The 19,940-nt window shown below is 61.0% G+C and carries 22 protein-coding genes; 3 read left to right on the top strand and 19 right to left on the bottom strand.

The window, feature by feature from the left end:
- Positions 1-35: 35 nt before the first annotated feature.
- Genes pcaG through pcaD form a run of 4 tightly spaced genes read right to left on the bottom strand, consistent with a single transcriptional unit; the run spans position 36 to position 2,612 of the window.
- Complete coding sequence (gene pcaG / locus ACQY1P_RS04250; protein ID WP_325264210.1) at positions 36-653, bottom strand: protocatechuate 3,4-dioxygenase subunit alpha; 618 nt, start codon at positions 651-653, stop codon at positions 36-38.
- A gap of 2 nt (positions 654-655) precedes the next feature.
- A complete protein-coding gene (gene pcaH, locus ACQY1P_RS04245; RefSeq protein ID WP_430253069.1) occupies positions 656-1,396 on the bottom strand; it encodes a protocatechuate 3,4-dioxygenase subunit beta in 741 nt (246 codons plus the stop codon).
- Positions 1,393-1,812 (bottom strand): 4-carboxymuconolactone decarboxylase, encoded by a 420-nt coding sequence (gene pcaC, locus ACQY1P_RS04240; protein ID WP_062576770.1) that lies wholly within the window; start codon positions 1,810-1,812, stop codon positions 1,393-1,395. Before pcaC ends, pcaH begins: the two co-directional genes overlap by 4 nt.
- Before the next feature lie 5 nt (positions 1,813-1,817).
- The gene (gene pcaD, locus ACQY1P_RS04235) at positions 1,818-2,612 is read right to left on the bottom strand and encodes a 3-oxoadipate enol-lactonase (RefSeq protein ID WP_430253067.1); all 795 of its coding nucleotides are present in this window, start codon (positions 2,610-2,612) and stop codon (positions 1,818-1,820) included.
- 86 nt (positions 2,613-2,698) lie between these two features.
- Between pcaD and pcaQ the strand changes: the two genes are divergently transcribed.
- Entirely contained in the window at positions 2,699-3,643 is a 945-nt protein-coding gene (gene pcaQ, locus ACQY1P_RS04230; RefSeq protein ID WP_430253065.1) for a pca operon transcription factor PcaQ, read from the top strand.
- A 54-nt stretch (positions 3,644-3,697) separates the two neighbouring features.
- Positions 3,698-4,954, top strand: coding sequence for a glycerate kinase type-2 family protein (locus ACQY1P_RS04225; protein ID WP_430253063.1), 1,257 nt, complete (start codon positions 3,698-3,700; stop codon positions 4,952-4,954).
- A 12-nt stretch (positions 4,955-4,966) separates the two neighbouring features.
- Here ACQY1P_RS04225 and ACQY1P_RS04220 read toward each other — a convergent pair whose 3' ends face one another.
- The 4 genes from ACQY1P_RS04220 to ACQY1P_RS04205 all read right to left on the bottom strand — a co-directional run bounded on the left by ACQY1P_RS04220 (position 4,967) and on the right by ACQY1P_RS04205 (position 8,108).
- Positions 4,967-5,872: a S1C family serine protease gene (locus ACQY1P_RS04220; protein WP_430253062.1), complete on the bottom strand. Its 906-nt coding sequence runs from the start codon at positions 5,870-5,872 to the stop codon at positions 4,967-4,969.
- A 198-nt stretch (positions 5,873-6,070) separates the two neighbouring features.
- Entirely contained in the window at positions 6,071-6,598 is a 528-nt protein-coding gene (locus ACQY1P_RS04215) for a DUF992 domain-containing protein (protein WP_062454438.1), read from the bottom strand.
- 192 nt (positions 6,599-6,790) lie between these two features.
- Complete coding sequence (locus tag ACQY1P_RS04210; protein ID WP_430253061.1) at positions 6,791-7,204, bottom strand: TIGR02588 family protein; 414 nt, start codon at positions 7,202-7,204, stop codon at positions 6,791-6,793.
- Positions 7,205-7,214: 10 nt separating this feature from the next.
- A complete protein-coding gene (locus ACQY1P_RS04205; protein ID WP_430253060.1) occupies positions 7,215-8,108 on the bottom strand; it encodes a TIGR02587 family membrane protein in 894 nt (297 codons plus the stop codon).
- 118 nt (positions 8,109-8,226) lie between these two features.
- Between ACQY1P_RS04205 and ACQY1P_RS04200 the strand changes: the two genes are divergently transcribed.
- The gene (locus ACQY1P_RS04200; protein ID WP_430253059.1) at positions 8,227-8,862 is read left to right on the top strand and encodes an alpha/beta hydrolase family protein; all 636 of its coding nucleotides are present in this window, start codon (positions 8,227-8,229) and stop codon (positions 8,860-8,862) included.
- 28 nt (positions 8,863-8,890) lie between these two features.
- Here the strand turns inward: ACQY1P_RS04200 and ACQY1P_RS04195 are convergent, their stop codons facing one another.
- From ACQY1P_RS04195 to ACQY1P_RS04145, 11 genes are all read right to left on the bottom strand, one after another.
- Positions 8,891-9,685, bottom strand: coding sequence for a DUF1194 domain-containing protein (locus ACQY1P_RS04195; protein ID WP_174197384.1), 795 nt, complete (start codon positions 9,683-9,685; stop codon positions 8,891-8,893).
- A 103-nt stretch (positions 9,686-9,788) separates the two neighbouring features.
- Positions 9,789-9,965: a hypothetical protein gene (locus tag ACQY1P_RS04190; protein WP_174197385.1), complete on the bottom strand. Its 177-nt coding sequence runs from the start codon at positions 9,963-9,965 to the stop codon at positions 9,789-9,791.
- A 291-nt stretch (positions 9,966-10,256) separates the two neighbouring features.
- Positions 10,257-11,036 carry an ABC transporter ATP-binding protein gene (locus ACQY1P_RS04185; RefSeq protein ID WP_113110186.1) on the bottom strand — a complete coding sequence of 260 codons (780 nt, stop codon included), beginning with the start codon at positions 11,034-11,036 and terminating at the stop codon, positions 10,257-10,259.
- Entirely contained in the window at positions 11,033-12,049 is a 1,017-nt protein-coding gene (locus ACQY1P_RS04180; protein ID WP_430253057.1) for a FecCD family ABC transporter permease, read from the bottom strand. The genes ACQY1P_RS04185 and ACQY1P_RS04180 overlap by 4 nt, the downstream gene beginning before the upstream one ends.
- Complete coding sequence (locus ACQY1P_RS04175; protein ID WP_430253055.1) at positions 12,046-13,032, bottom strand: FecCD family ABC transporter permease; 987 nt, start codon at positions 13,030-13,032, stop codon at positions 12,046-12,048. The genes ACQY1P_RS04180 and ACQY1P_RS04175 overlap by 4 nt, the downstream gene beginning before the upstream one ends.
- A complete protein-coding gene (locus tag ACQY1P_RS04170) occupies positions 13,029-14,075 on the bottom strand; it encodes an iron-siderophore ABC transporter substrate-binding protein (RefSeq protein WP_430253053.1) in 1,047 nt (348 codons plus the stop codon). The genes ACQY1P_RS04175 and ACQY1P_RS04170 overlap by 4 nt, the downstream gene beginning before the upstream one ends.
- A gap of 80 nt (positions 14,076-14,155) precedes the next feature.
- A complete protein-coding gene (locus ACQY1P_RS04165) occupies positions 14,156-16,261 on the bottom strand; it encodes a TonB-dependent siderophore receptor (RefSeq protein ID WP_430253051.1) in 2,106 nt (701 codons plus the stop codon).
- A gap of 293 nt (positions 16,262-16,554) precedes the next feature.
- Positions 16,555-17,019 carry a GNAT family N-acetyltransferase gene (locus tag ACQY1P_RS04160; protein ID WP_062576754.1) on the bottom strand — a complete coding sequence of 155 codons (465 nt, stop codon included), beginning with the start codon at positions 17,017-17,019 and terminating at the stop codon, positions 16,555-16,557.
- Positions 17,020-17,067: 48 nt separating this feature from the next.
- Positions 17,068-17,361, bottom strand: coding sequence for an Rmf/CrpP family protein (locus ACQY1P_RS04155; RefSeq protein ID WP_430253049.1), 294 nt, complete (start codon positions 17,359-17,361; stop codon positions 17,068-17,070).
- A 73-nt stretch (positions 17,362-17,434) separates the two neighbouring features.
- Positions 17,435-18,937: a carnitine 3-dehydrogenase gene (locus ACQY1P_RS04150; RefSeq protein WP_430253047.1), complete on the bottom strand. Its 1,503-nt coding sequence runs from the start codon at positions 18,935-18,937 to the stop codon at positions 17,435-17,437.
- 5 nt (positions 18,938-18,942) lie between these two features.
- A complete protein-coding gene (locus ACQY1P_RS04145; protein WP_062454994.1) occupies positions 18,943-19,845 on the bottom strand; it encodes a 3-keto-5-aminohexanoate cleavage protein in 903 nt (300 codons plus the stop codon).
- Positions 19,846-19,940: the final 95 nt, after the last annotated feature.

Raw genomic sequence — 19,940 nt, 5'->3', positions numbered from 1 at the left:
AATTGTCACCTTGCTGGTCTCTCTTAGAGTGGCCGTCAGATATCGAAGAATATCGTTTCCTTGTCACCCTGGAGATGGATGTCGAAGCGAACCGTATCCCCGTCCCGCTGCCCGATCAGGGTCGGCACCCGCACGCGATGCTCGATGCGGGCAAGGACCGGATCCTCCGTATTGGCGGTTTCCTCGTCGGAGAAATACATCCGCGTCTGCAGGCCAAGATTGATGCCACGCGCCACGATCCAGAACGTGACATGAGGCGCCATCAGCCGGCCGTCCCGGAACGGCACCCGCCCGGGCTTGATCGTTTCGAACGCGAACTCGCCGGTTGCCATATCGCCGGGACAACGGCCCCACCCCAGGAAATTGGGATCGGCTGCACCGCGCGTTTCCGACGGGCTGTTGTAGATCCCGTCCGCGTCGGCCTGCCAGATCTCGATCAGCGCATCCTTCAGCGGTGCGCCGGCACCGTCATAGACAAAACCCCTGATGGTGATCCGTTCGCCCTTGGTCTTGTCGCTGGCCATCGGCCCGGACCCAAGATCTTGGTCGTAGATGCCTTCAAGGCCTGCGAAATTCGGCGTGCAACCGATATGCACGTAAGGCCCGGCGGTCTGGGATGGCGTTTCTTTGAGGTAGTTCAGCGGCTGCGCCATGATCAATTGCCTTCCAGACGATTTTCGAAAAGGGTCGAGCGGCGCCCGCGCAGGATGATATCAAACTTGTAGGCCCGCAGATCGTGCGGGATCGAGGCATTCATGTCGAGCGGTGCGATCAGGCTTTCGATCGCGTGCCGGTCCGGGATCGTCTTGACGATCGGGCAGAGCCAGATCATCGGATCGCCCTCGAAATACATCTGGGTGATCAGGCGCTGGGCAAAACCGTGCCCGAATACCGAGAAATGGATGTGCGCCGGACGCCAGTCGTTGACGCCGTTCGGCCAGGGGTAAGGACCGGGCTTTATCGTCCGGAAACAGTAATAGCCCTCTGCATCCGCGATCGCCCGGCCGAAACCGCCGAAATTGGGATCGAGCGGTGCAAGATAGCTTTCCTTCTTGTGGCGATAGCGTCCGCCGGCATTGGCCTGCCAGAATTCGACGAGAGCCCCCGCAACGCCCTTGCCCCGTTCATCGAGCACACGGCCATAGACCATGATGCGCTCGCCGATCGCGGATTCACCGGGCTTGGCGTAGTTGACGATCAGGTCGTTATCGAATTCGCCGAGAATGTTGTGACCGAACACCGGCCCGGTGATTTCGCTGCGCGTGCCTTCGAGCGAGATCAGCGCCCGCTGCGGCGAGCGCAAGACCGAGGTCTTGTAGCCGGGCGTGTATGCCGGAGGGTGCCTCTCCCGGTCTCGGGCAAAGAAGGGTGTCGTTTCTGGTGGTGCGTTGCTCATTTCTGCTCCTCCGCAGCAGGCTTAGCCGCATCGATTTCGGCATAGGTGGCCTTGGCGATCTTGAAAGCGTGGTTGGCGGCGGGCACGCCGGCGTAGATCGCCACATGCATCAGCGCCTCGCAGATATCGTCGCGCGTCGCTCCCGTATTGGCCGTGGCGCGGATATGCATCGCCACCTCTTCATCATGGCCGAGTGCGGCCAGAAGCGCGATCGTCACCATCGACCGTTCCCGCTTCGACCATTGGTCCCGCGACCAGACCGAGCCCCAGGCGCCTTCGGTGATCAACTGCTGGAACGGCTGGTCGAACGGCGTCTCGTTGGCAAGAGCACGGTCCACATGCGCCTCGCCGAGAACCGAGCGGCGCGTCGCCAGTCCCTGCTTGTAGCGTTCCGACGGGATGGAAGCTTCTGCCATGTCGTTCAGGACTCCAGTTCTTCGAGAAAGCCGCGGACCAATGCCGCGTAGGCGCCAGGCGCTTCGATGCAGGGTATATGCGCCGTGCCTTCGATGACTTCATAGCGTGCACCGGGAATGAGATCCGCAAGCGACCGCACCAGTTCGGGCGGGGTCGATCCATCTTGATCGCCTGCGATGCAAAGCGTCGGCACCGCGATCCGGGCTGCCTGCTCCGTGTAATCCGCCTTGCTGATCGCAGCACATGTGCCGCTGTAGCCGAGGGCGGGTTGGCGCACCAGCATGTTGCAATAGGCCTTGTAGGCGGCATTTCCGGGCTCGCGGAATGCTGCGGTGAACCATCGCTGCATGACAGGTTCGAGAATGCTGCCGATCCCGTTTTGCTCGACGGCGCCGATACGGTCAGCCCACATCTGCGGTGTCCCGATCTTGTGCGCCGTGTTGGAAAGGATCAGCGCGCGAACGAGATCCGGCCGCGACACGTAGAGGCTCTGGGCAATCAATCCACCCACGGAAAGGCCGCAGACGATGACATCGGACAGGCCGAGATGATCGAGCAGGGCTGCAAGCTCACCGGAAAGGTCCTCGATGGAATAGGGAGGGTTTCCGAGATCCGACAACCCGTGACCACGCTTGTCGTAGGTGAGGACTGTATAGTCACCCGCCAGCTTAGGGATGACGTGATGCCAGATGCGGCTATCCGTGCCGAGCGAGTTGACGAGCACAACGACCGGCCGGCTATCTCCTGCCCAGTCGATGTCATAGTGAACTGTGACGCCGTCGAGATCGACAAACTGCATGAACCAAATCCTCCCGGGCACAGTGTTCGCACTGGCATGCGGTTAAGTAAAATGATAATTTTCGGCCATTGCTTAACCGTTAGGTTATGGATTTGGACAATCTCAAGATCAAGTTCCGCCACCTGCAGACCTTTGTCGAGGTAGCCCGGCAGAAGAGTGTCGTGCAGGCCGCAAAGATGCTGAATGTCAGCCAGCCGGCGGTGACAAAGACCATTCGCGAGATGGAGGAGGCGCTTGGCGTGACGGTGTTCGAGCGCGAAGGCCGCGGCCTGCGCCTGACGCGGTCAGGGGAAGTGTTTCTGCGCCACGCCGGGACCACGCTCGCCTCCTTGAAGAGGGGAATGGATGCCGTCTCCACCACCCGTTTCGGCGACACGATGCCGCTGCGGATCGGCGCACTTCCGACGGTCGCCAGCAACATCATGCCGCGGGCAATGACGCTTTTTCTTGCCGAGAATGCAGGCGGCCAGGTCAAGATCGTGACGGGCGAGAATGCCGTCCTGATGGAACAGCTACGCCTCGGCGATCTCGATCTGGTGGTGGGACGGCTTGCGGCGCCCGAGAAAATGGCGGGGTTGAGCTTCGAGCATCTCTATTCGGAACAGGTCGTGTTTGCGGTCCGCACCGGGCATCCTCTGCTCGAGGCGAAACAGTCGCTCTTTGAGACGCTTGGCAATTTCCCGATCCTGATGCCGACGCGCGGATCGATCATTCGGCCGGTCGTCGAGCAGTTTCTGATCACCCACGGCATTACCGATCTCCCGGTCCAGATCGAGACGGTTTCCGATACGTTCGGTCGCGCCTTCGTCCAGACCAGCGACGCTATCTGGATCATCTCCCACGGCGTTGTGGCGGCCGATATCGCCCACGGCCTGCTGGCAACGCTGCCCATCGACACGGCGGAGACGAAGGGTCCGGTGGGGCTGACCCTCAAGGCCGAGGCCGGCGTCCCTGCGCCGCTCGATATTCTGATGCAGACGATCCGCCAGGCGGCGCGCGACATTGCAGGGGCGGCGGGCAAACGCGATTGACGACCGCAGGTCACCGTGATCGAACGGACGAATAAAGGCATGAGGGAGCGTAGAATGCAGGATCGGGAATTGTTGGAGGCGATGTTCCGCGCAGCGGTAAAGGCAGCCGATCCTCTAACCGGCATCAGCCGGCACCTGCCTGAGCCGCCACAGAACGGCCGTACCGTAGTCGTTGGCGCCGGCAAGGGTGCAGCCCAGATGGCAGCAGCGCTGGAAACGATATGGCTCGGGGAGCTCTCAGGCGTCGTCGTCACCCGTTACGGCTACGGGTGCGAAACACGGTTGATTGAGGTTCTGGAGGCGTCTCACCCTGTGCCCGATGCGGCCGGTCTCGCCGCTGCGGTGAAGATCATGGAAACGGTCTCTAATCTGACGGAACGGGATCTGGTGATTGCACTGGTCTGCGGCGGCGGGTCTGCCCTTCTGCCGGCGCCACCGGAGGGACTGACGCTCAATGACGAGATCGCGCTCAACGAGACCCTGCTGGCATCGGGCGCGCCGATTTCAGCGATGAACGTTGTCCGCAAGCATCTGTCGACGATCAAGGGTGGCCGTCTTGCGGCAGCAACCCAGGCCAGGGTCGTCAGCCTGATCGTCTCCGACATCCCCGGCGACAATCCGGCCTTTGTCGCGTCCGGCCCGACAATCCCCGACGAAAGCACGCGGCACGATGCCTTGGCCATCGTCGAAAACTACGGACTCAATCTCACGCGGGCCATGATGGCGCATCTGACGTCGCCCGCGGCCGATGCTCCGGATCCTTCAGACCCGGTTTTCGCCCGGAACGAGCATCACGTCATCGCCTCGGCCGGCGTTTCGCTGCAGGCCGCCGCCGAGATAGCGCTGGCACACGGCCTGACGCCGCATATCCTGTCGGATTCCATCGAAGGTGAAGCGCGCGATGTGGCGCTCGTTCATGCAGCGATTGCGCGGGAAATTGCAAAGCACGACCGGCCGTTCGCCAAGCCTGCCGTGCTTCTCTCAGGTGGCGAAACGACTGTGACGCTGCGCTCCGACGGCGGACGTGGCGGACGCAACGGCGAATTCGCACTGGCCCTTGCGCTCGCTATCGACGGCCTCGAGATCACTGCGCTGACAGCCGATACGGATGGGATCGACGGCTCCGAAAACAACGCCGGCTCCTTTTGCGACGGCAGCACGACAAGGCGACTGATCGCGGCCGGACAGGATGGACGCGCGCTTCTGTCACGCAACGACAGCTATACCGGCTTCGAAGCGACCGGTGACCTGTTCGTCACCGGCCCGACGGGCACGAATGTCAACGATTTCAGGGCGATCCTGATCCGGTAATCCGGCTGTCGTTCACTGCAGTTGCGGTTTCAGAAGGAAGTCGTTGCGGTCCGCCGATTTCACGCGAAGCCAGGCTTCACGGCCGTCACGGAGAACACGCATGGGAATTTCGGCACCGGGCGGTCCGCTTTCCCAAACCTTGCGGTAGAAGTCAGCCAACCCGTCGACCTCGCCGTCGCGGATTTCCGAGATGACGTCGCCACGCTTGAGACCTGCCTTTGCGGCCGGACCATTTTCGGTGACGCTCATGACAACGACGTCGCCATTCGTTTCTGCCGAGAACGCGCCGAGCCAAGGGCGCGGCTGGCGCTTCAATTCGCCGCTGTTGAGCAGGTCATCCAAGATTGGAGCCAGTAGGTTGATCGGGACCACCATATTGATATCGGCGATCTCTCCGCCCTTGCTCATCTGCAGCCGTAGCGAGCCGACGCCGATCAACCGGCCTTCGGCATCGACCATCGCGGCGCCTCCCCAGGAGGGATGCGCCGGCGTGATAAAGATCGCCTCGTCGAGCAGGTACTCCCAGTATCCTGCGAACTCCTGCTTGGCGACGATATTGCCGCGCACATACTGGCCCTCCCCGTCCGCAAAAACGATCGGATCTCCGACAGCAGCATTGTCGGAATCCCCGATCTCGAGCGCAGGCAGTTCCAAGGGCGCCAAGGCCTGCACGAGACCGAAGCCGCTTTCCTGATCGTAGGCGAGTGCATGGCCCGGGACCTTGCGGCCATCACGGCTCGTGATCCACACGTCATCGGCCTCGGTAATCAGATAGCCGATCGTCAGGATAAGACCGTTTTCCCGGATGACCACACCGCTGCCTTCGCGCCGGACGCCGAGAGCATCGGCCGTGAACGCGTTATCGGGAATGGAGGCGCGTACCGCGACGACGGACGCCAAGATTTTTTCTATATCCACGATGCCGATCCTTATCTTGTCGCGGTAGGGGCGCGGCCGCCTAGCCGAATTGATTGATCGCAAACTGCACGCTGTTTCCAAGCGACAGGGTCAAAATATGATTTTGCGCGGACCGGTTCAAGAGGTTGCTTCCAGACATGGAAAGGCCACCGGAGTTACCCGGCGGCCTTCCAAATTACTTGACGTCTAACCGTTGGATCAGTTGGCTGGGGTCAGCGTAACCGAAGTACCTGTTGCAGCAACGTTCAGGCCGAGCTGGCCGGTGATGCTGACAGTCTGGAGATGGATCGAACCGGATGTGCCGCCGACGAGAATGTTGGCGCCGATGCCGGCACCGACAGTCGCTTCAGCCGTTGCGCCCTGGTAGAGGCCGCCGAGCGAACCGTGGTGATAGCCAGCTGTCGGTGCGAAGACTGCCCAGATCAGGCGGCTGCGCGTGGTGAAGCCGAGATCGACACCCATCTTGCGAATGACGCCGGTGTACTGATCGATCGGCTCGCTGCCCATCGTGGACGAGAAGGTGCATTCGGCTTCCTTGGCGGAACCGATGACGTAACCGACGCCACCGCCGACCTGGCAGTCGAGATAGCCGATACGGACGCCGCCGCGCTGGTCAGCTTCCTGGTATGGTGCATCCCTGCGCGAAATCACGTCTGCAGAAAAGGCGGTCGTTGCGGTGAGAACGATCGGCAGGGCGGCAACAGCCGCGGCGAAAGTCTTATTCATCCCTGTACTCCATTTAATTCTTCTTTTACCGCGACCTCACCTCTTGGTCGGTCGCAGGCAGCGAACATAAACGCACATGACTCCGAATCGATCCCGTCATCGCTACACGAAATGTCACGCCGGATTCCAGAACGTGAGTGGATTGCATTGGCGGCGCCCGTCGAAAAGCCATGATCGGCTGGCGGCGCCCGTTCAGGGATCGGTGAAGCTGATCGTCCGCAACCGGATCTGATCCTGACGCGGCTCACGGGCGAAAAGGATGGCCCCCGAAGCTTTCGATTGCGCGGGAACGTAATCGAAGGTGACATCCGCCTGTTCGACGGCCGCATCACCATCCATGACCTCGCCGCGCACGACGACCGCTGCCGCCGTTCGGTTAGCGCTGTTGGAAACATCGAACCGGATGCGGTAGCCGCCCTCGACCGGCATGCGTTCGGTGATCTCGATACGGAACGCGGGTGAGACTTTCTCTTCGATTACGGCGCGCCAGCCAACCCAGCCTAGGACGCCCGCAACAATCAGCGTCGAAACGATCGCAGTGACCCACTCGATCCAGTGTGCCTCACCCTTTTCGGTGACCTTGCCGATATCGCTCGTGTCTTTCATCAGGGCCTCGCTAAAGGATCAGTCGGGCCGCGGCAGCGCCGATCGCCCCCGGGAATGAGAGGACGATGACCGAGATCAGCACCGGCGTTGCGGCCATGCCATCCAGCCGGCCGAAGATCCACAACACATAGAGACTGACCAGCATCGCGACCATATAACCGGGAAGCGTGTAGCGGAAGAAGATAGGCCAGCGTGAGCTGTCTTCCGGCATTCTGTGCCCGCCGCGAAAAGACACCGCATAGACGAAACAGTGCATGATGGCGATCGACACCAGGATCGTCAGCACCCCGTGCCAGTTCATCATCTTGTAGGAAATCAGGACGACTTCTTCCGTCGGCGCGACATTGAGGTTGAGAAACAGCGCACCGATCGCCATCAGAAACAGCTCGCGCACGTAGTTCGTCGAAAGACTGTCGGGAACGGCATCTGATGACTGGGACGTCTCGTCGTCCTCGTCGTCAGCGTTATCCTCTCCACCCAGCTGGGAGCGCCCGAGCATGGCGCCGATGCTTGCCGGCACCGCCTGGATGGCGATCTTGCCGATGATGGTTGCCATGGGCATATCGGCCTTCAGCACGCCGAGCATCACAAGTGCCGCACCACTCATGACGATCCCGAGCGCGAAGGCCGTCAACGCGTCGCGCACGGCCTGCCAGAAGGTAGAGGTCCGCTCAAACCCGATGAGATGCGCAAGCACGATCAGGAGCGGGATGTTGACGAGGAGCAGGATCAGGAGCCGGGATTGCTCGATATAGAAACCCAGTTCCCACAGCTCCATCGTCATCAGCATGGGAATGCCGAACAGCATCGCGCCCGCGGCACCCCGGCCAAGGCCCACGAGAAAGCGCCGCAATTCGCCATCGGCTTGCGTCTTGCTGTTTTCGATACTGGCAGTTCCGCCCAAACCGGTCGCTTTCGCTTACACGCCTGAATGGCATAGATAGGAACATGGCCCCGATTGGCTAGCTATCCCTCTGCCGATAAAAGGACTTATCCTCAGTTTGCGGAAGGGCTTCTTAACGATGGCGACACAATTTCTGATCGATGGACGACAAGACGCGCCGGTGACCATCCTTCTTGCGCATGGCGCAGGCGCCCCGATGGACTCAAGCGCGATGAAAGCGGTCACTGAGGCTCTCGCTGACGAAGGGTTTCGCGTGGCGCGGTTCGAGTTCGCATACATGGCGGCGCGGCGTGAAAGCGGCAGCAACCGGCCGCCACCGAAAGCCGAACGATTGCAGGAGGAATACCTAAAGGCAATCACCGACCTTGATGTGAAATCCCTTTTGGTGATCGGCGGAAAATCCATGGGCGGACGCGTCGCCAGCATGGTTGCTGACCAGGAGTTTGCCGATGGCAGGATCGGCGGTCTCCTCTGCCTGGGTTATCCGTTCCACCCGCCGGCCAAACCGGACAAGCTCCGCACCGCACATCTGAGCGACCTTAAGACGCCGACGCTGCTCTGCCAGGGAACCCGCGACCCGCTCGGCAGCGAAGAGGAGGTCAAAGGCTACGATCTTTCGGACGCGATCGAACTCCTGTGGCTTCCCGATGGCGATCACGATCTGAAGCCGCGAAAAACCGTTTCAGGCTATTCCGCCGACGATCACCTGAAGACGGTTGCGACCCACGTCAAAAGCTGGTCCGCGCGGCTTTGATGCTCACTACCCCGTCTTTAGTCTTAGTCTAACGGTCGAAAATGTCCTGCCACTGTTTCTCGCCCATCATGCAATCGCTCTTGGGCGCCGAAGCAATCTTCATGACTTTCTCCGGTGGCGTGATGCCGCTCACCTCCATCACCAGCTTGCGGCGCACCGCGACTGCGAAATCCTCGATGCGGTGAACCGGGAGAACGAAGGAGCCCGGACCACCCGTCACGCAATCCGCGTAATACTTGTCCAGGCCGCCCGGTGCACCAGACGGTCGCAGCATCAGAGCCAGACCGTTGATGACGATTCCGGCCTCGACCGCCTTGTTCCTTGCAGGCTCAACCGGGTTGCCGGAATTGTTGGGCCCATCGCCCGAGATATCGATGACCTGGCGCATGCCCCTCAGCGGGTTGGAGACGATCATCGTCGCCCCTTGCGTGATCGCCGCGGAAATCGACGTCCGCCTTTGTGTCTCGATCGGACGCGCTGCCAGTTTTTGCGTAAAGACGAGCGCATCCTGCGCATTTTCGATCACGTGCCAGTCGATGACCGACCCCGGCACGACCCCGCCAGCCCATTCGAAATAGCTGATCGCAATGCGGCCGGTCATGCCGGACCTGACCGCATCGAGAAATTCCCTGTGCTGGAGAGCTTCGATATAGCCTTCGCGCTGGATGGCGACCTCTTCGAAATCCATGGAACGGGAGGTATCGACGGCGAGGACGAGTTCGACATCGACCTCGCCAGACGGACCGCCCGCAGTGGCAGGCGATTGTACGACGAGCGTTGCAGCCGAAGACAGGCTGATCAGCATCGCGAGTGTTGCAAGCATCTGGACTCCAATCACTGCGTTTGTACTGGTGAAAACAGTAACACAGGATTGAAAAGCTTCGATGCAGTTGCGCGAACTCGACTTCAACTCTCAGTGATGAGACTCATTCTGCAGGCGTCACCTCCTGCTGGGCGCCTTGTGTGAGCGCTTCGACCAGGCAATCCATGATCGCTTTTCTGAGCGCGTAGGTGTTTGCGCTGGTTCGCTTGCGGTCAAGGCACTGCGCGGCTTCGATCAGGCTCATACCGTGGTGGACGACAATCTGATGGGCCCTGTTCATGGCCCAGTATTCGACTGAAGAACTCTGGTCTTCAAACCTGTGGCTTACTGCGTCCAATGTGGCCTCACTAGATAAATGCATCGTGACGGCGAATCATTTGCTGAGCAGAATCTAGCGCAACAGTATAGATTCGTGAATCCTGCACGGATTTGCTTCGCGGCAATAAACAGTCCAAATTTGCAAGCAAAAACAATCACTGTTAGTTCTTATGAATGAGATCTTCCCCATGATATGAATATATATCACGTTTCTGGCGCGAGGCTTGTCGGCATGCCGCCGGCATTGGCCAGTTTACCGCGGGACGACCATCGGTTTTCCCGTCACCGGATCGGCAATGATCATCGATTTCAAACCGAAAGCCTCGTCGAGATTGGCTTCCGTCATGACCTGCTCGGGGTTTCCCACGTCCACCAGTCCGTTACTGCCGAGCAACACGAGATGATCGGAAAACCGGACAGCTAGATTGAGATCGTGCAGTACGGCCACAACCGTCGTTCCGTGGTTGCGATTGCGCTCGCGCAGCACGGAAAGCACGTCCATCTGGTGGCTGAGGTCAAGCCATGTCGTCGGCTCATCGAGCAAAAGGTAGGGCGTATCCTGTGCGAGCACGAGCGCGATCCAGGCCCGCTGCCTCTGGCCGCCGGACAGTTCGTCGAGCGGCCTGTCGGCGAGATCGGCAAGGCCGACCTGTGACAACGCCCGTTCGCAGGCGATCGCATCGGTCTCGCTCCAGGGCGCGAGCAGTCCGCGCCAGGGTGTGCGGCCTCGCCGCACCAGATCAGACACACTGATGCCTTCCGGGGCCTTGGATGCCTGCGGCAGGATGGCGAGCCTTCGTGCGAGAGCTCTCGTGTCGATCTTCGCAATATCATCCCCGCCCAGCGTCACAGTGCCGTGCAGCGGCGGGATAAGCCGTGCCAACGCTTTTAGAAGCGTCGATTTTCCGCATCCGTTCGGCCCGAGAATGGTCGTGATCTTGCCGTCCGGCAGAGTGAGCGACAGATCCTGGATCACGATCCGGTCGCGATAGCCAAGGGTCAGGAGTTCGGTTTTCAGCGCCTTGCCTGTCACAGGTCTCCAGTCTCCATTGCACGCGAGAGCAGCCACAGTAGATAGGGCGCTCCCATGATCCCTGTCATCACGCCGACCGGTAGCTGCAGACCCGGCACAAGCGAGCGCGCGACGAGATCCGCGAGTACAGTGATTGTGGCACCTGTGACGGCGGCTGCCGCAAGCCGCGATCCCGGCCTGCTGGCCTTAGTCATCCGCGAGCCGAGCGGCCCGGCCATCAGCGCCACGAACGGCACCGGCCCCGCCACGGCGACACCGGCGCCGGCCAGCAGCACACCCGTGGTGATCAGCAGATATTTCGACCGGCGCACACGCGCGCCGAGACCCGTTGCAAGCTCATCGCCCAGTTCGAGCAGGCCGAGCGAGCGCACCTGAAAGGCCAGCAAAGCAAACAGAACGCCGCCGGTGGCGGAAACCTGAAGCGCATGTCCCCAGTTGCGGGCGGCCAGAGAGCCTGCAAGCCAGCGCTGCGCATCCGCAGCCTCCTGGAGCGGCAGGCGGGTCATCAGGAAGCTGCTTGCAGCAGAACAGAAAAAACCCATTCCGAGGCCGACGAGAATAAGCGTCAGCGCCGCCTGCGTACCGTGCCGCCGGTAAGAAAGTCCCGCAACAATGACAGCCGCAATCAATCCGCCAGCGGCGGCCAGAAATGGCAGCGGCAGGGAAAGGCCGAAGGCGACGCCGCAGATCACCGCAAGGCCAGCACCTTGCATGAAACCCATCACATCCGGCGCCGCCAGCGGATTGCGCAGCAGGATCTGGAAGATCGTGCCGGACGCGCCGAGAACGGCCCCGACACCGACTGCCGTCGCAATTCCCGGGCCTCGCAGGACACGCAGCGTCAGCGCTCCTGGCCCGGTCCCCGTCCATAGACCGGTCCACAGATCCTGCGGTGTCAAAAAGATCTGGCCGAGCATGAGCGATGCGAGAATGGAGGAAAGCAGCAGGCCAACCAGCAGGACGACGCCAGCCCTGCCGCCACCCCTCGCCAGACCATTGCCTCGCGCCGTCACGATGTCGCTCCGGGACGAAGCCGCCGTGCGATGATGACGAAAGCCGGAGCCCCGATCAGCGCTGTCATGATGCCGACGCGAATTTCCGATGGCGCGAGAAGGATACGCCCGAGCGTATCCGCATAGAGCAGGATCGACGCGCCGATGACAGCGGCCGCCATCAGCTCGAACCGCAGGGCGTGTCCGGCGACGCGCCGCGCCAGGGGCGGAACCAGAAGGCCGACGAAAGCGATGGGGCCCGCGACCGCGACCGCAGCACCCGTCGTCAGCGTGATCGCCACGAGAGCTCCGGCCTGCACGCGCGCCGGTTTCGTGCCCAGCCCGCGGGCAAGCGAAGACCCGAGTGAAAGTGCCTCGATGCGCGGCGCAATCAGGAGAGCCACCCCGATACCGATGGCAGCGGCGCTCCCCATGCCGGCGAGCGGACGCGCGCCAGCCTGTGCCAGCGATCCTGTGATCCAGAAACGGAGAATTTCGAGCGTCTCGTTGCGGGCAAGGACGATGGCCGAGACCAGAGACAGAAGCATCGCATTAAGCGCTGTGCCCGCGAGCGCCAGCCGGACGGGGCCCGCATCGCCGCGTAGTCCGCCGCCCAGCATGAACACGGCGGCGGCGGCGAGTGCTGCGCCCGGAAAGGCCATGGCAGACATCAAGCCACTATCGGACCGCCCTGTCAGCAAAGCCGCAATCACCACTGCGAAGGCGGCACCGGAGTTGACGCCCATGATGCCGGGATCCGCCAGCGGATTACGAGTGAGCGCCTGCATGATCGTGCCGGCGATACCGAGGCCCGCACCGGCGATCAGCGCCGCGACAAGGCGCGGCATTCGGACGGAAACGATGACGATATGGACCGGATTGCTCTCATCATATGCAAAGATTGCCTGGAAGACATCGATAGGCGTGACATCGCGCACCCCGACGCCAAGTGTCAGAACCACGGCGAAGAGGAAGATCAGGCCAAGGACGGCGGCTGATTTCACGGGGCAAGCCCGGCGGCAACGCTTGATGGAACCTGTGTCTCGGCTTTTCCGTCCAAAGCCAACCCGATCTCCGCTTCGAGCCGCTCGAGCGCGAACGGCAGGGAAAGAACGCTGCCGAAGGTCAACGCTCCGGCCAGAAGCGCTCCGGCCAGAACCTCACGACCCTCGACATGGGCCTTCAGCGTCTTGCGCATCGGCATTGAGACGATGTCCGGCACGGCATCGGACGTGGAAACCCAGATCAGCAGGTCCGCGTCGAGACTGGAAAGATCCTCCGGGGAAAGCCGGGCGTAAAAACCCTCGTTTGTTTCGAGGTTGGCGAGTGCTGGCGGCGGCCTGAAACCCAATTCCTTCAGGAACGTCGCGCGGGTATCGGTGCCGATGAAGGCACCGGTTTCTCCGCCGAAATTGTAGGCGCAGACAGCGGTCTGTTCCGCCCATTGCGGATGCCGTGTCCTGATGTCCGCAAACCTCGACTTGACGCCTTCGATGAGTTCCTCAGCCTTGCCAGTGTTGCCGACCGCGCGACCGATGACGCGGGTCTGGGCGTCCCAGGTGGTGCCATAGGCGAGATCGCCCTTTTCCTGCATCAGGACAGGCGCAATCTGGGATAGGATATCGTATTCGGCCTGCGAGATACCTGATCCGATGCCGATAATCAGGTCCGGTTGGAGCGAAGCGACGATCTCCATTGACACTTCACCCGAGATGACCTGCGGCTGGGCATCTCCCATCAGCGCCTGGGCCCAAGGCCAGACGTTGTAGGGATAGCCTCCGAACCACTGGCGCGTGGCGACAGGGACGACACCCAGCGCCAGGAGAGGATCATGGGTGGAATACCCGAGCGAGATCACACGCCTGGCCGGCTGCGGCAGTACCGTTTCACCGAAGGCATGGACAAAGCGAAGTTCGTCTTGCGCCATCGCGACACCAGGAAGGCCTCCGGTCGCCGCAGCGGCAAACCCCGACGCGATAGCCGTCAGAACCTGTCGTCTCGTGGGTGCAACGATACCGAAGCCGATCGCTGTCTGGCAGATAGGCATCTGTAAACGGTCCTTTCCACAGTCATGTCTTGGTATAATCAGGTTTCACAGTTCGAGTGCCCCATTGAGGCGAAGCCCGGTTACCAAGTGTATTTCAGCGTTGCGAGAACCGTACGGCGATCGCCGTAATAGGCGGTGTTGCTGAAGCCGTCGATCTGGCTGATATATTCCTTATCGAGCAGGTTCGTGACGTTCGCCGAGAGAGCGACGTTGTCGCGGATCTGATATTTCACGGCTGCGTCGAACAGGACCCTCGACGGAACGGGATCCGTGTTGGCGTTATCGGCATAGGAACTGCCGACCAGGCGTCCGCCAACGCCGAGCGTCAGATCGCCGCGCGCGCCGTTGCCGGGAAGCGTGTAGTCGAACCATGCCGACGCCATGTGCTTGGGAACCAGATACGGCCGGTTGCCGACGAGAGTGGGGTCGACATCCTCCTCGATCTCTGCATCCAGGTAGGAATATCCGGCGGTAAAGTTGATCCGATTGGACAGCGCGACCTTGGCTTCCAGTTCGAGACCGCGAACGTTGATCTTTCCGACCTGGTACTGTGCCGAATAGTCCGGTGCCCATTGTGCAACATTGGTCTGCGTCAGGTCGAACAGTGCCGCCGTGAAGAGCGCATCGATGCCGGTCGGCTCATACTTGATGCCAATTTCGTACTGCCTGCCTTCCTGCGGTTTAGGGGTGCCGATGAAGTAGCTGCGATTGGCCGCAACCGGAAGGAAGGATTCCGAGTAGTTGGCGTAGACAGAGACTTCGCTCGTGGCCTTGTAGGTCACACCGGCTCGCTTTGAGAAATTCTCGTCGACCGCGTCGTAGTCGGTGCCGTAGGAGGTACTTTCAGTTTCGGCATGGTCATACCTACCGCCGACGGTAAAGATCAGACGATCGTCGTAGGTCAGCTCTTCCTGAATATAGAGACCCTTGGTCGTGAGATCGGACTCGGACGCAACGCCGGCACCGAATGACACGCAGCTTCGACCGCAGTATACCGGATTGCGGATATCGCCGACGCCGAGTGCAGTACCGTCAAACCGCATTTCCTCGTTGCTGTCGCGACCGTAGTCGAAGCCGAACAGCGTCCGGCTGTCGAAGGCACCAAAGCTCGCCTCGTATTGCAGCTGGTTGTCGATGTGGAAACGCGTGGATTCGCCGTAGACTGCAAGAGCGTTCCGGCTCGTGGCTGGATCAGCCGAATTGTAGACACTCTCGTAGGTGACATCGAGTTTGGTGTACCTGGCGTTCTGGCGGAACTCGAGACCATTGCCGAAATCGTGGCGGAACTGGTAACCGATATTCTTCTCGATTACGTCCATGTTGTCGAAATCTTGCTCGCCGAGATAGGTCTCGGAATCGATGCCGGAGCCGAGCGGAATGCCGTGAGACGTGCTGCCGTCACGCTTGTTGTAGTCCATCAGAAGCGTGAAGGACGTATCCGCGGTCGGAGACCAGGTCAGCGCCGGCGCGACGTAGATGCGATCGTCCTCGGTCTCGTCGATCCCTGCGTCGGCATTCTGCCACTTGCCGGTCAAACGATAGCTCCAGATACCGTCTGCATCCAGCGGGCCGCCGAAATCGGTTCCAGTCTCGACATGACCGTCGCCGAGTGTCGTGTAGACTTCGCCGAATTTCTCGTCCTGCGGAAGCTTGGTCACCGCATTGACGATACCACCCGGTCCCGACAGTCCGAACAGAGACGAGTTGGAACCCTTCAGCACTTCGATGCGCTGCATCGCGTAGGGTTCGATACGGTTGGTCGTAAAATCGCCACCCGTATACATCGGCAGACCGTCGCGATAGGTGGCGTTGCCGGTCGAGTAGAACCCGCGGATCAGATAGTGATCGTAGCGATTGTCGGAGCCGTAGATGTCGGTCGAAACACCCGGCGTATAGGCCAGAGCCTCGTCGAGCGTCGTGACGCCGCGCTTTTCCAGTTCTTCTTCCGTCACGACGGAAACCGAAGCGGGCGCGTCGAGCAGAGGGGTATCGGTCTTGCTGCTGGAACGGGAAGCCTTGGCAACGATCGTCGCATCGGGACCCACTCCATTGCCACCGCTTTCGAGCACAATCGGGGCGAGCGTTGTGCCGGTGGCATCAGCTGTCTGTGCAAGAGACTGCAGCGGCAGCAGGATTGCCACACTGGAAAGAAGCGCTATCCGTTGGGCGCTTACCCGGCGCCCCATCGAAATCCGTGAAAAACGATTGATTTGAAAAGGTCTTGACCGAAACGCCACGCGAAATTCCCCTCGTACTAAAATTCCTGCCACGACGCCCCGCCGCTTCAGACCAAGCGGAAAGGAAATCATGATTATTTTGATCAGGAATTATCGGGAGGGCTTTTGCAAGTCAACGGCTGAACTCTTTTGCTCAAAGCAAGAGTTGCCCGGAACGGGAAAGCGGGGTCAAACTGTGGCAGGAATGTCATAGCGGGGGCGCTGGCTGTCCGTGCTTCCTGGATAGGACGGCGCTTTCTAAGCTAGCTCCGTTCAGCCAGCGCGTTCAGTTTCGCACCCTCGAGACGGTAGAAGATGTGGGTTTCCTTCCGCTCGCCGCCGAGGTCGTCGTAGAACTTCAAAAGCCGCTGGTTCGTGCGCGCCGCCGTCCAATCGACGCGGCCAAACTTCCGTTCGACGGCAATCGCTGCAAGCCGCTGCATCAGTTTGATACCAACCTCTTGGCCCCGCTCGGAAGCTGACACGAAAAGCTCTTTGAGGAACAGGCCTGGCACCAGGCCGGGACCGGGAAAGATCGAAGCGAAGGCGGCAAAGCCGATCACGCGGCTGGTTCCGGCGACGATGATTTCGGTATTGAGCGGCCGGTTGAGAATCCCCGCGACGATTGCGTCCCGCGGAGGGCAGAACACGCCGTAATAGTCCTGCATTTCCTCGAGCAGTCCCGCAAGTTCATCGGTGTCCCCGGCGCTAAACGCACGAATCTGCATGATTTTTGCCCTGTTGGGATACGTGTGATCGTCCGGCAGAAAAATCAATCAGCGCGGATCCTGATATCCTTCCAGCCAAAGTGCGCGACGGTCAAGATCATCCGTGTAAGGGCAGGTGTCCAGCGTGTTGCCGCTTGCCGCGGACCTCCGGCCTTCTTTCAGGATGATCAGCCGTTCCGAATCCGTCAGTGTATCAGGCTGGACTGCGGTGCTGTCGATGGCTACTTCCACCCGCACCCCCTGTCCACGCAACGCATCGATCGAAGAGACGGCATCCTGCGCCGTTGCGAAACTTTCCCGAATGATCTGATCGCCTCGGACGGCCCTTAACTCGTAGGTCATGGCGCATCTCTCCTTGTTGTCAGAAACAGAGGAGATGCGGTTATTGTTCCGGCCGCCTAACGCTTCCGCTGAGCTAATTTTTCTGCCCGACTGAGCGGCCTGCCCCGTCCGGGAACGTTAGCTTGGCATGCGCCTGCGCAATCGGCGCAAGGTTTGCCATCACTTCCGGAGGAGCGACAACGGATTTGCCGGCGCTTGCATCCACATGCAGCATCAGTTGCTCTGCCGTCGCGATGATGCCGTCAGTCTTCGAGTCGTGAATGGTCGAGAAAAATCGGACGCGCTTTTCGTCGACGGACAGGATCTGCAGTGTGGCGTAGATCGCCTGGCCGAGCTTGGCCTCGCCCAGATGCCGGATATGCGTCTCGACCGTGTAATAGCTGTGGCCCGCCTCGACATACGCGAAGTCGACGCCGATCAGGCGCAGCAGGGCATCGGACGTGTCGCCGAACACCTGGAGGTATCGGTGCTCCGTCATGTGGCCATTGTAATCGACCCAGGCGGCGTTGACCTTGGTATCGACCAGCCGCAGCGGGGCCGAGGTGTCGACGGACAGGCTTGCGCCGTTGCCGTTTCCGCCGCCTTCAGACCAGAGATGCGTCTCGAACTCGGAGAGGATCTTTCCCGCGCCCCAGCCCTTGCCGCCGTCGCCGGCTTTCAGCGCCTGCATGATGCCTACCAAGTTTTCGTCCCGGATGCGTTCCAGATCGCGGATGCCATAGGCGCCGGACTGGGCATCCGATTGGGCTGCGATCTTGTCGACCAGGGCGTCGTCGAGATCGACCACGTCGGTCAGCTTGGTCCAGGGCCAGGCGAGGCAGGGGCCAAACTGCGCCAGAAAGTGCCGCATGCCCGCTTCGCCACCCGCAATGCGGTAGGTTTCGAACAGTCCCATCTGCGCCCAGCGCATGCCGAAGGAATAGCGGATCACATCGTCGAGTGTCTCGGTATCGCAGATATCGTCATGGATCAGCCACAGCGCCTCGCGCCAGAAGGCTTCCAGCAGACGGTCGCCGACAAAGGCTTCGATCTCCTTCTTGAGGATCACGCCCTTCATGCCAATCGGCGCCAGCCGTTCGCGGGCGAGAAGCAGCGTCTCCGGACTTGTGCGTTCCCCGCCGACCAGTTCGGCCAGCGGCAGGAGGTAGACAGGGTTGTAGGGATGCGCGACGAACATCCGCTCGGGATGCCGCATGTCGCGCTGCAGTTGCGTCGGCATCAGTCCTGAAGTGGACGATCCGATCAGCGCCTTCGGATGGGCGGCCGCATCGATTTTCGTCAGCACGCCACGCTTCAGGTCCAGCCGTTCCGGGACGCTTTCCTGGATCCAGTCGGCGCCTGCGACCGCCTCCTCCAGCGTCGCGCAGAACGTGAGTATTCCCCGAGGCGGCAGCGGCGCCATGGTAAGCATGCCATAGGCGCGCTCCGCATTGGCCACCACCTCCGTGACGATGCGCTCGGCATCGGGGTGCGGATCGAAGATGGAAACGTCGATGCCACCAAGCAGGAAACGCGCGGCCCAGGCGCCACCGATGACACCGCCGCCGATACAGGCTGCCTTCTTGATCTTGCTCATGCCGGTCACCTTTTCTGCAGCTTGAGTTTTTCGCGCACCTCGGCCGGGCCGATGATCTTTGCGCCCATGCCCTCGATCACCCCGACCGCTTTTTCGACGAGCTGCGCATTGGTCGCGAGTTGCCCCTTGCCGGCATAGAGATTGTCTTCAAGACCGACCCGCACATTGCCGCCGGCCAGCACCGCTGCCGCCGGATAGGCAAGCGCGTTGCGGCCGATCGAGAAGGCCGAGAACGTCCAGGTTTTCGGAACGTTGTTGACCATGGCCATGAACGTGTTCAGGTCGTCGGGCGCGCCCCATGGAATTCCCATGCAGAGCTGGATCAGCACCGGATCCTCGATCAGGCCTTCCTCGACGAGTTGCTTGGCAAACCACAGATGGCCGGTATCGAAAGCCTCGATCTCGGGGCGGACGCCAAGCGCCGTCATCTGCCTTGCCATTTCGCGCAGCATCGACGGCGTGTTGGTCATGACGTAATCGCCGAGCGAGAAATTCATGGTGCCGCAGTCGAGCGTGCAGATCTCCGGCAGGCACTCCGCCACATGCGCCACACGCTCGGTCGCGCCGGCCATGTCGGTTCCATCAGGATTGACCGGGAACGGCGCTTCGACATTGCCGAACACGAGATCGCCGCCCATGCCGGCGGTGAGGTTCAGGACCACATCGACATCGGCCGAGCGGATGCGATCGGTCACTTCCCGGTAGAGTTCGATATTGCGGGCCGCGGCACCGGTTTCCGGGTTGCGCACATGGCAGTGAACCACGGCGGCTCCCGCCTTCGCCGCGTCTATCGCAGAATCGGCGATCTGCTTCGGCGTGATCGGCACGTGTGACGATCGTGATGTCGTATCTCCGGCACCCGTCACGGCGCAGGTTATGAAAACCTCGCGGTTCATCTCAAGCGGCATCATATGCTCCTTCTGATCGAGCGTATTACGACCGAGAGGCAGATGGAATGCTTTGCATTATCGGAGCCATTTCATACACTATCGGCAATCAGCAC

This window comes from Neorhizobium sp. DAR64872/K0K18 (assembly GCF_050500175.1).
In the GTDB taxonomy this organism is placed as follows: domain Bacteria; phylum Pseudomonadota; class Alphaproteobacteria; order Rhizobiales; family Rhizobiaceae; genus Neorhizobium; species Neorhizobium soli.
This window is presented reverse-complemented; position numbering and strand designations above follow the sequence as displayed.

Bases quoted from the DNA above. Each gene is read 5' to 3' on its own strand.
- ACQY1P_RS04215 (WP_062454438.1), bottom strand. From the start codon at position 6,598: ATGAATAAGACTTTCGCCGCGGCTGTTGCCGCCCTGCCGATCGTTCTC.
- ACQY1P_RS04225 (WP_430253063.1), top strand. From the start codon at position 3,698: ATGCAGGATCGGGAATTGTTGGAGGCGATGTTCCGCGCAGCGGTAAAG.
- ACQY1P_RS04170 (WP_430253053.1), bottom strand. From the start codon at position 14,075: ATGCCTATCTGCCAGACAGCGATCGGCTTCGGTATCGTTGCACCCACG.
- ACQY1P_RS04155 (WP_430253049.1), bottom strand. From the start codon at position 17,361: ATGACCTACGAGTTAAGGGCCGTCCGAGGCGATCAGATCATTCGGGAA.
- ACQY1P_RS04190 (WP_174197385.1), bottom strand. From the start codon at position 9,965: ATGAACAGGGCCCATCAGATTGTCGTCCACCACGGTATGAGCCTGATC.
- ACQY1P_RS04195 (WP_174197384.1), bottom strand. From the start codon at position 9,685: ATGCTTGCAACACTCGCGATGCTGATCAGCCTGTCTTCGGCTGCAACG.
- pcaH (WP_430253069.1), bottom strand. From the start codon at position 1,396: ATGAGCAACGCACCACCAGAAACGACACCCTTCTTTGCCCGAGACCGG.
- ACQY1P_RS04200 (WP_430253059.1), top strand. From the start codon at position 8,227: ATGGCGACACAATTTCTGATCGATGGACGACAAGACGCGCCGGTGACC.
- pcaC (WP_062576770.1), bottom strand. From the start codon at position 1,812: ATGGCAGAAGCTTCCATCCCGTCGGAACGCTACAAGCAGGGACTGGCG.
- pcaD (WP_430253067.1), bottom strand. From the start codon at position 2,612: ATGCAGTTTGTCGATCTCGACGGCGTCACAGTTCACTATGACATCGAC.
- ACQY1P_RS04210 (WP_430253061.1), bottom strand. From the start codon at position 7,204: ATGAAAGACACGAGCGATATCGGCAAGGTCACCGAAAAGGGTGAGGCA.
- pcaQ (WP_430253065.1), top strand. From the start codon at position 2,699: ATGGATTTGGACAATCTCAAGATCAAGTTCCGCCACCTGCAGACCTTT.
- ACQY1P_RS04150 (WP_430253047.1), bottom strand. From the start codon at position 18,937: ATGAGCAAGATCAAGAAGGCAGCCTGTATCGGCGGCGGTGTCATCGGT.
- ACQY1P_RS04145 (WP_062454994.1), bottom strand. From the start codon at position 19,845: ATGCCGCTTGAGATGAACCGCGAGGTTTTCATAACCTGCGCCGTGACG.
- ACQY1P_RS04160 (WP_062576754.1), bottom strand. From the start codon at position 17,019: ATGCAGATTCGTGCGTTTAGCGCCGGGGACACCGATGAACTTGCGGGA.
- ACQY1P_RS04165 (WP_430253051.1), bottom strand. From the start codon at position 16,261: ATGGGGCGCCGGGTAAGCGCCCAACGGATAGCGCTTCTTTCCAGTGTG.
- pcaG (WP_325264210.1), bottom strand. From the start codon at position 653: ATGGCGCAGCCGCTGAACTACCTCAAAGAAACGCCATCCCAGACCGCC.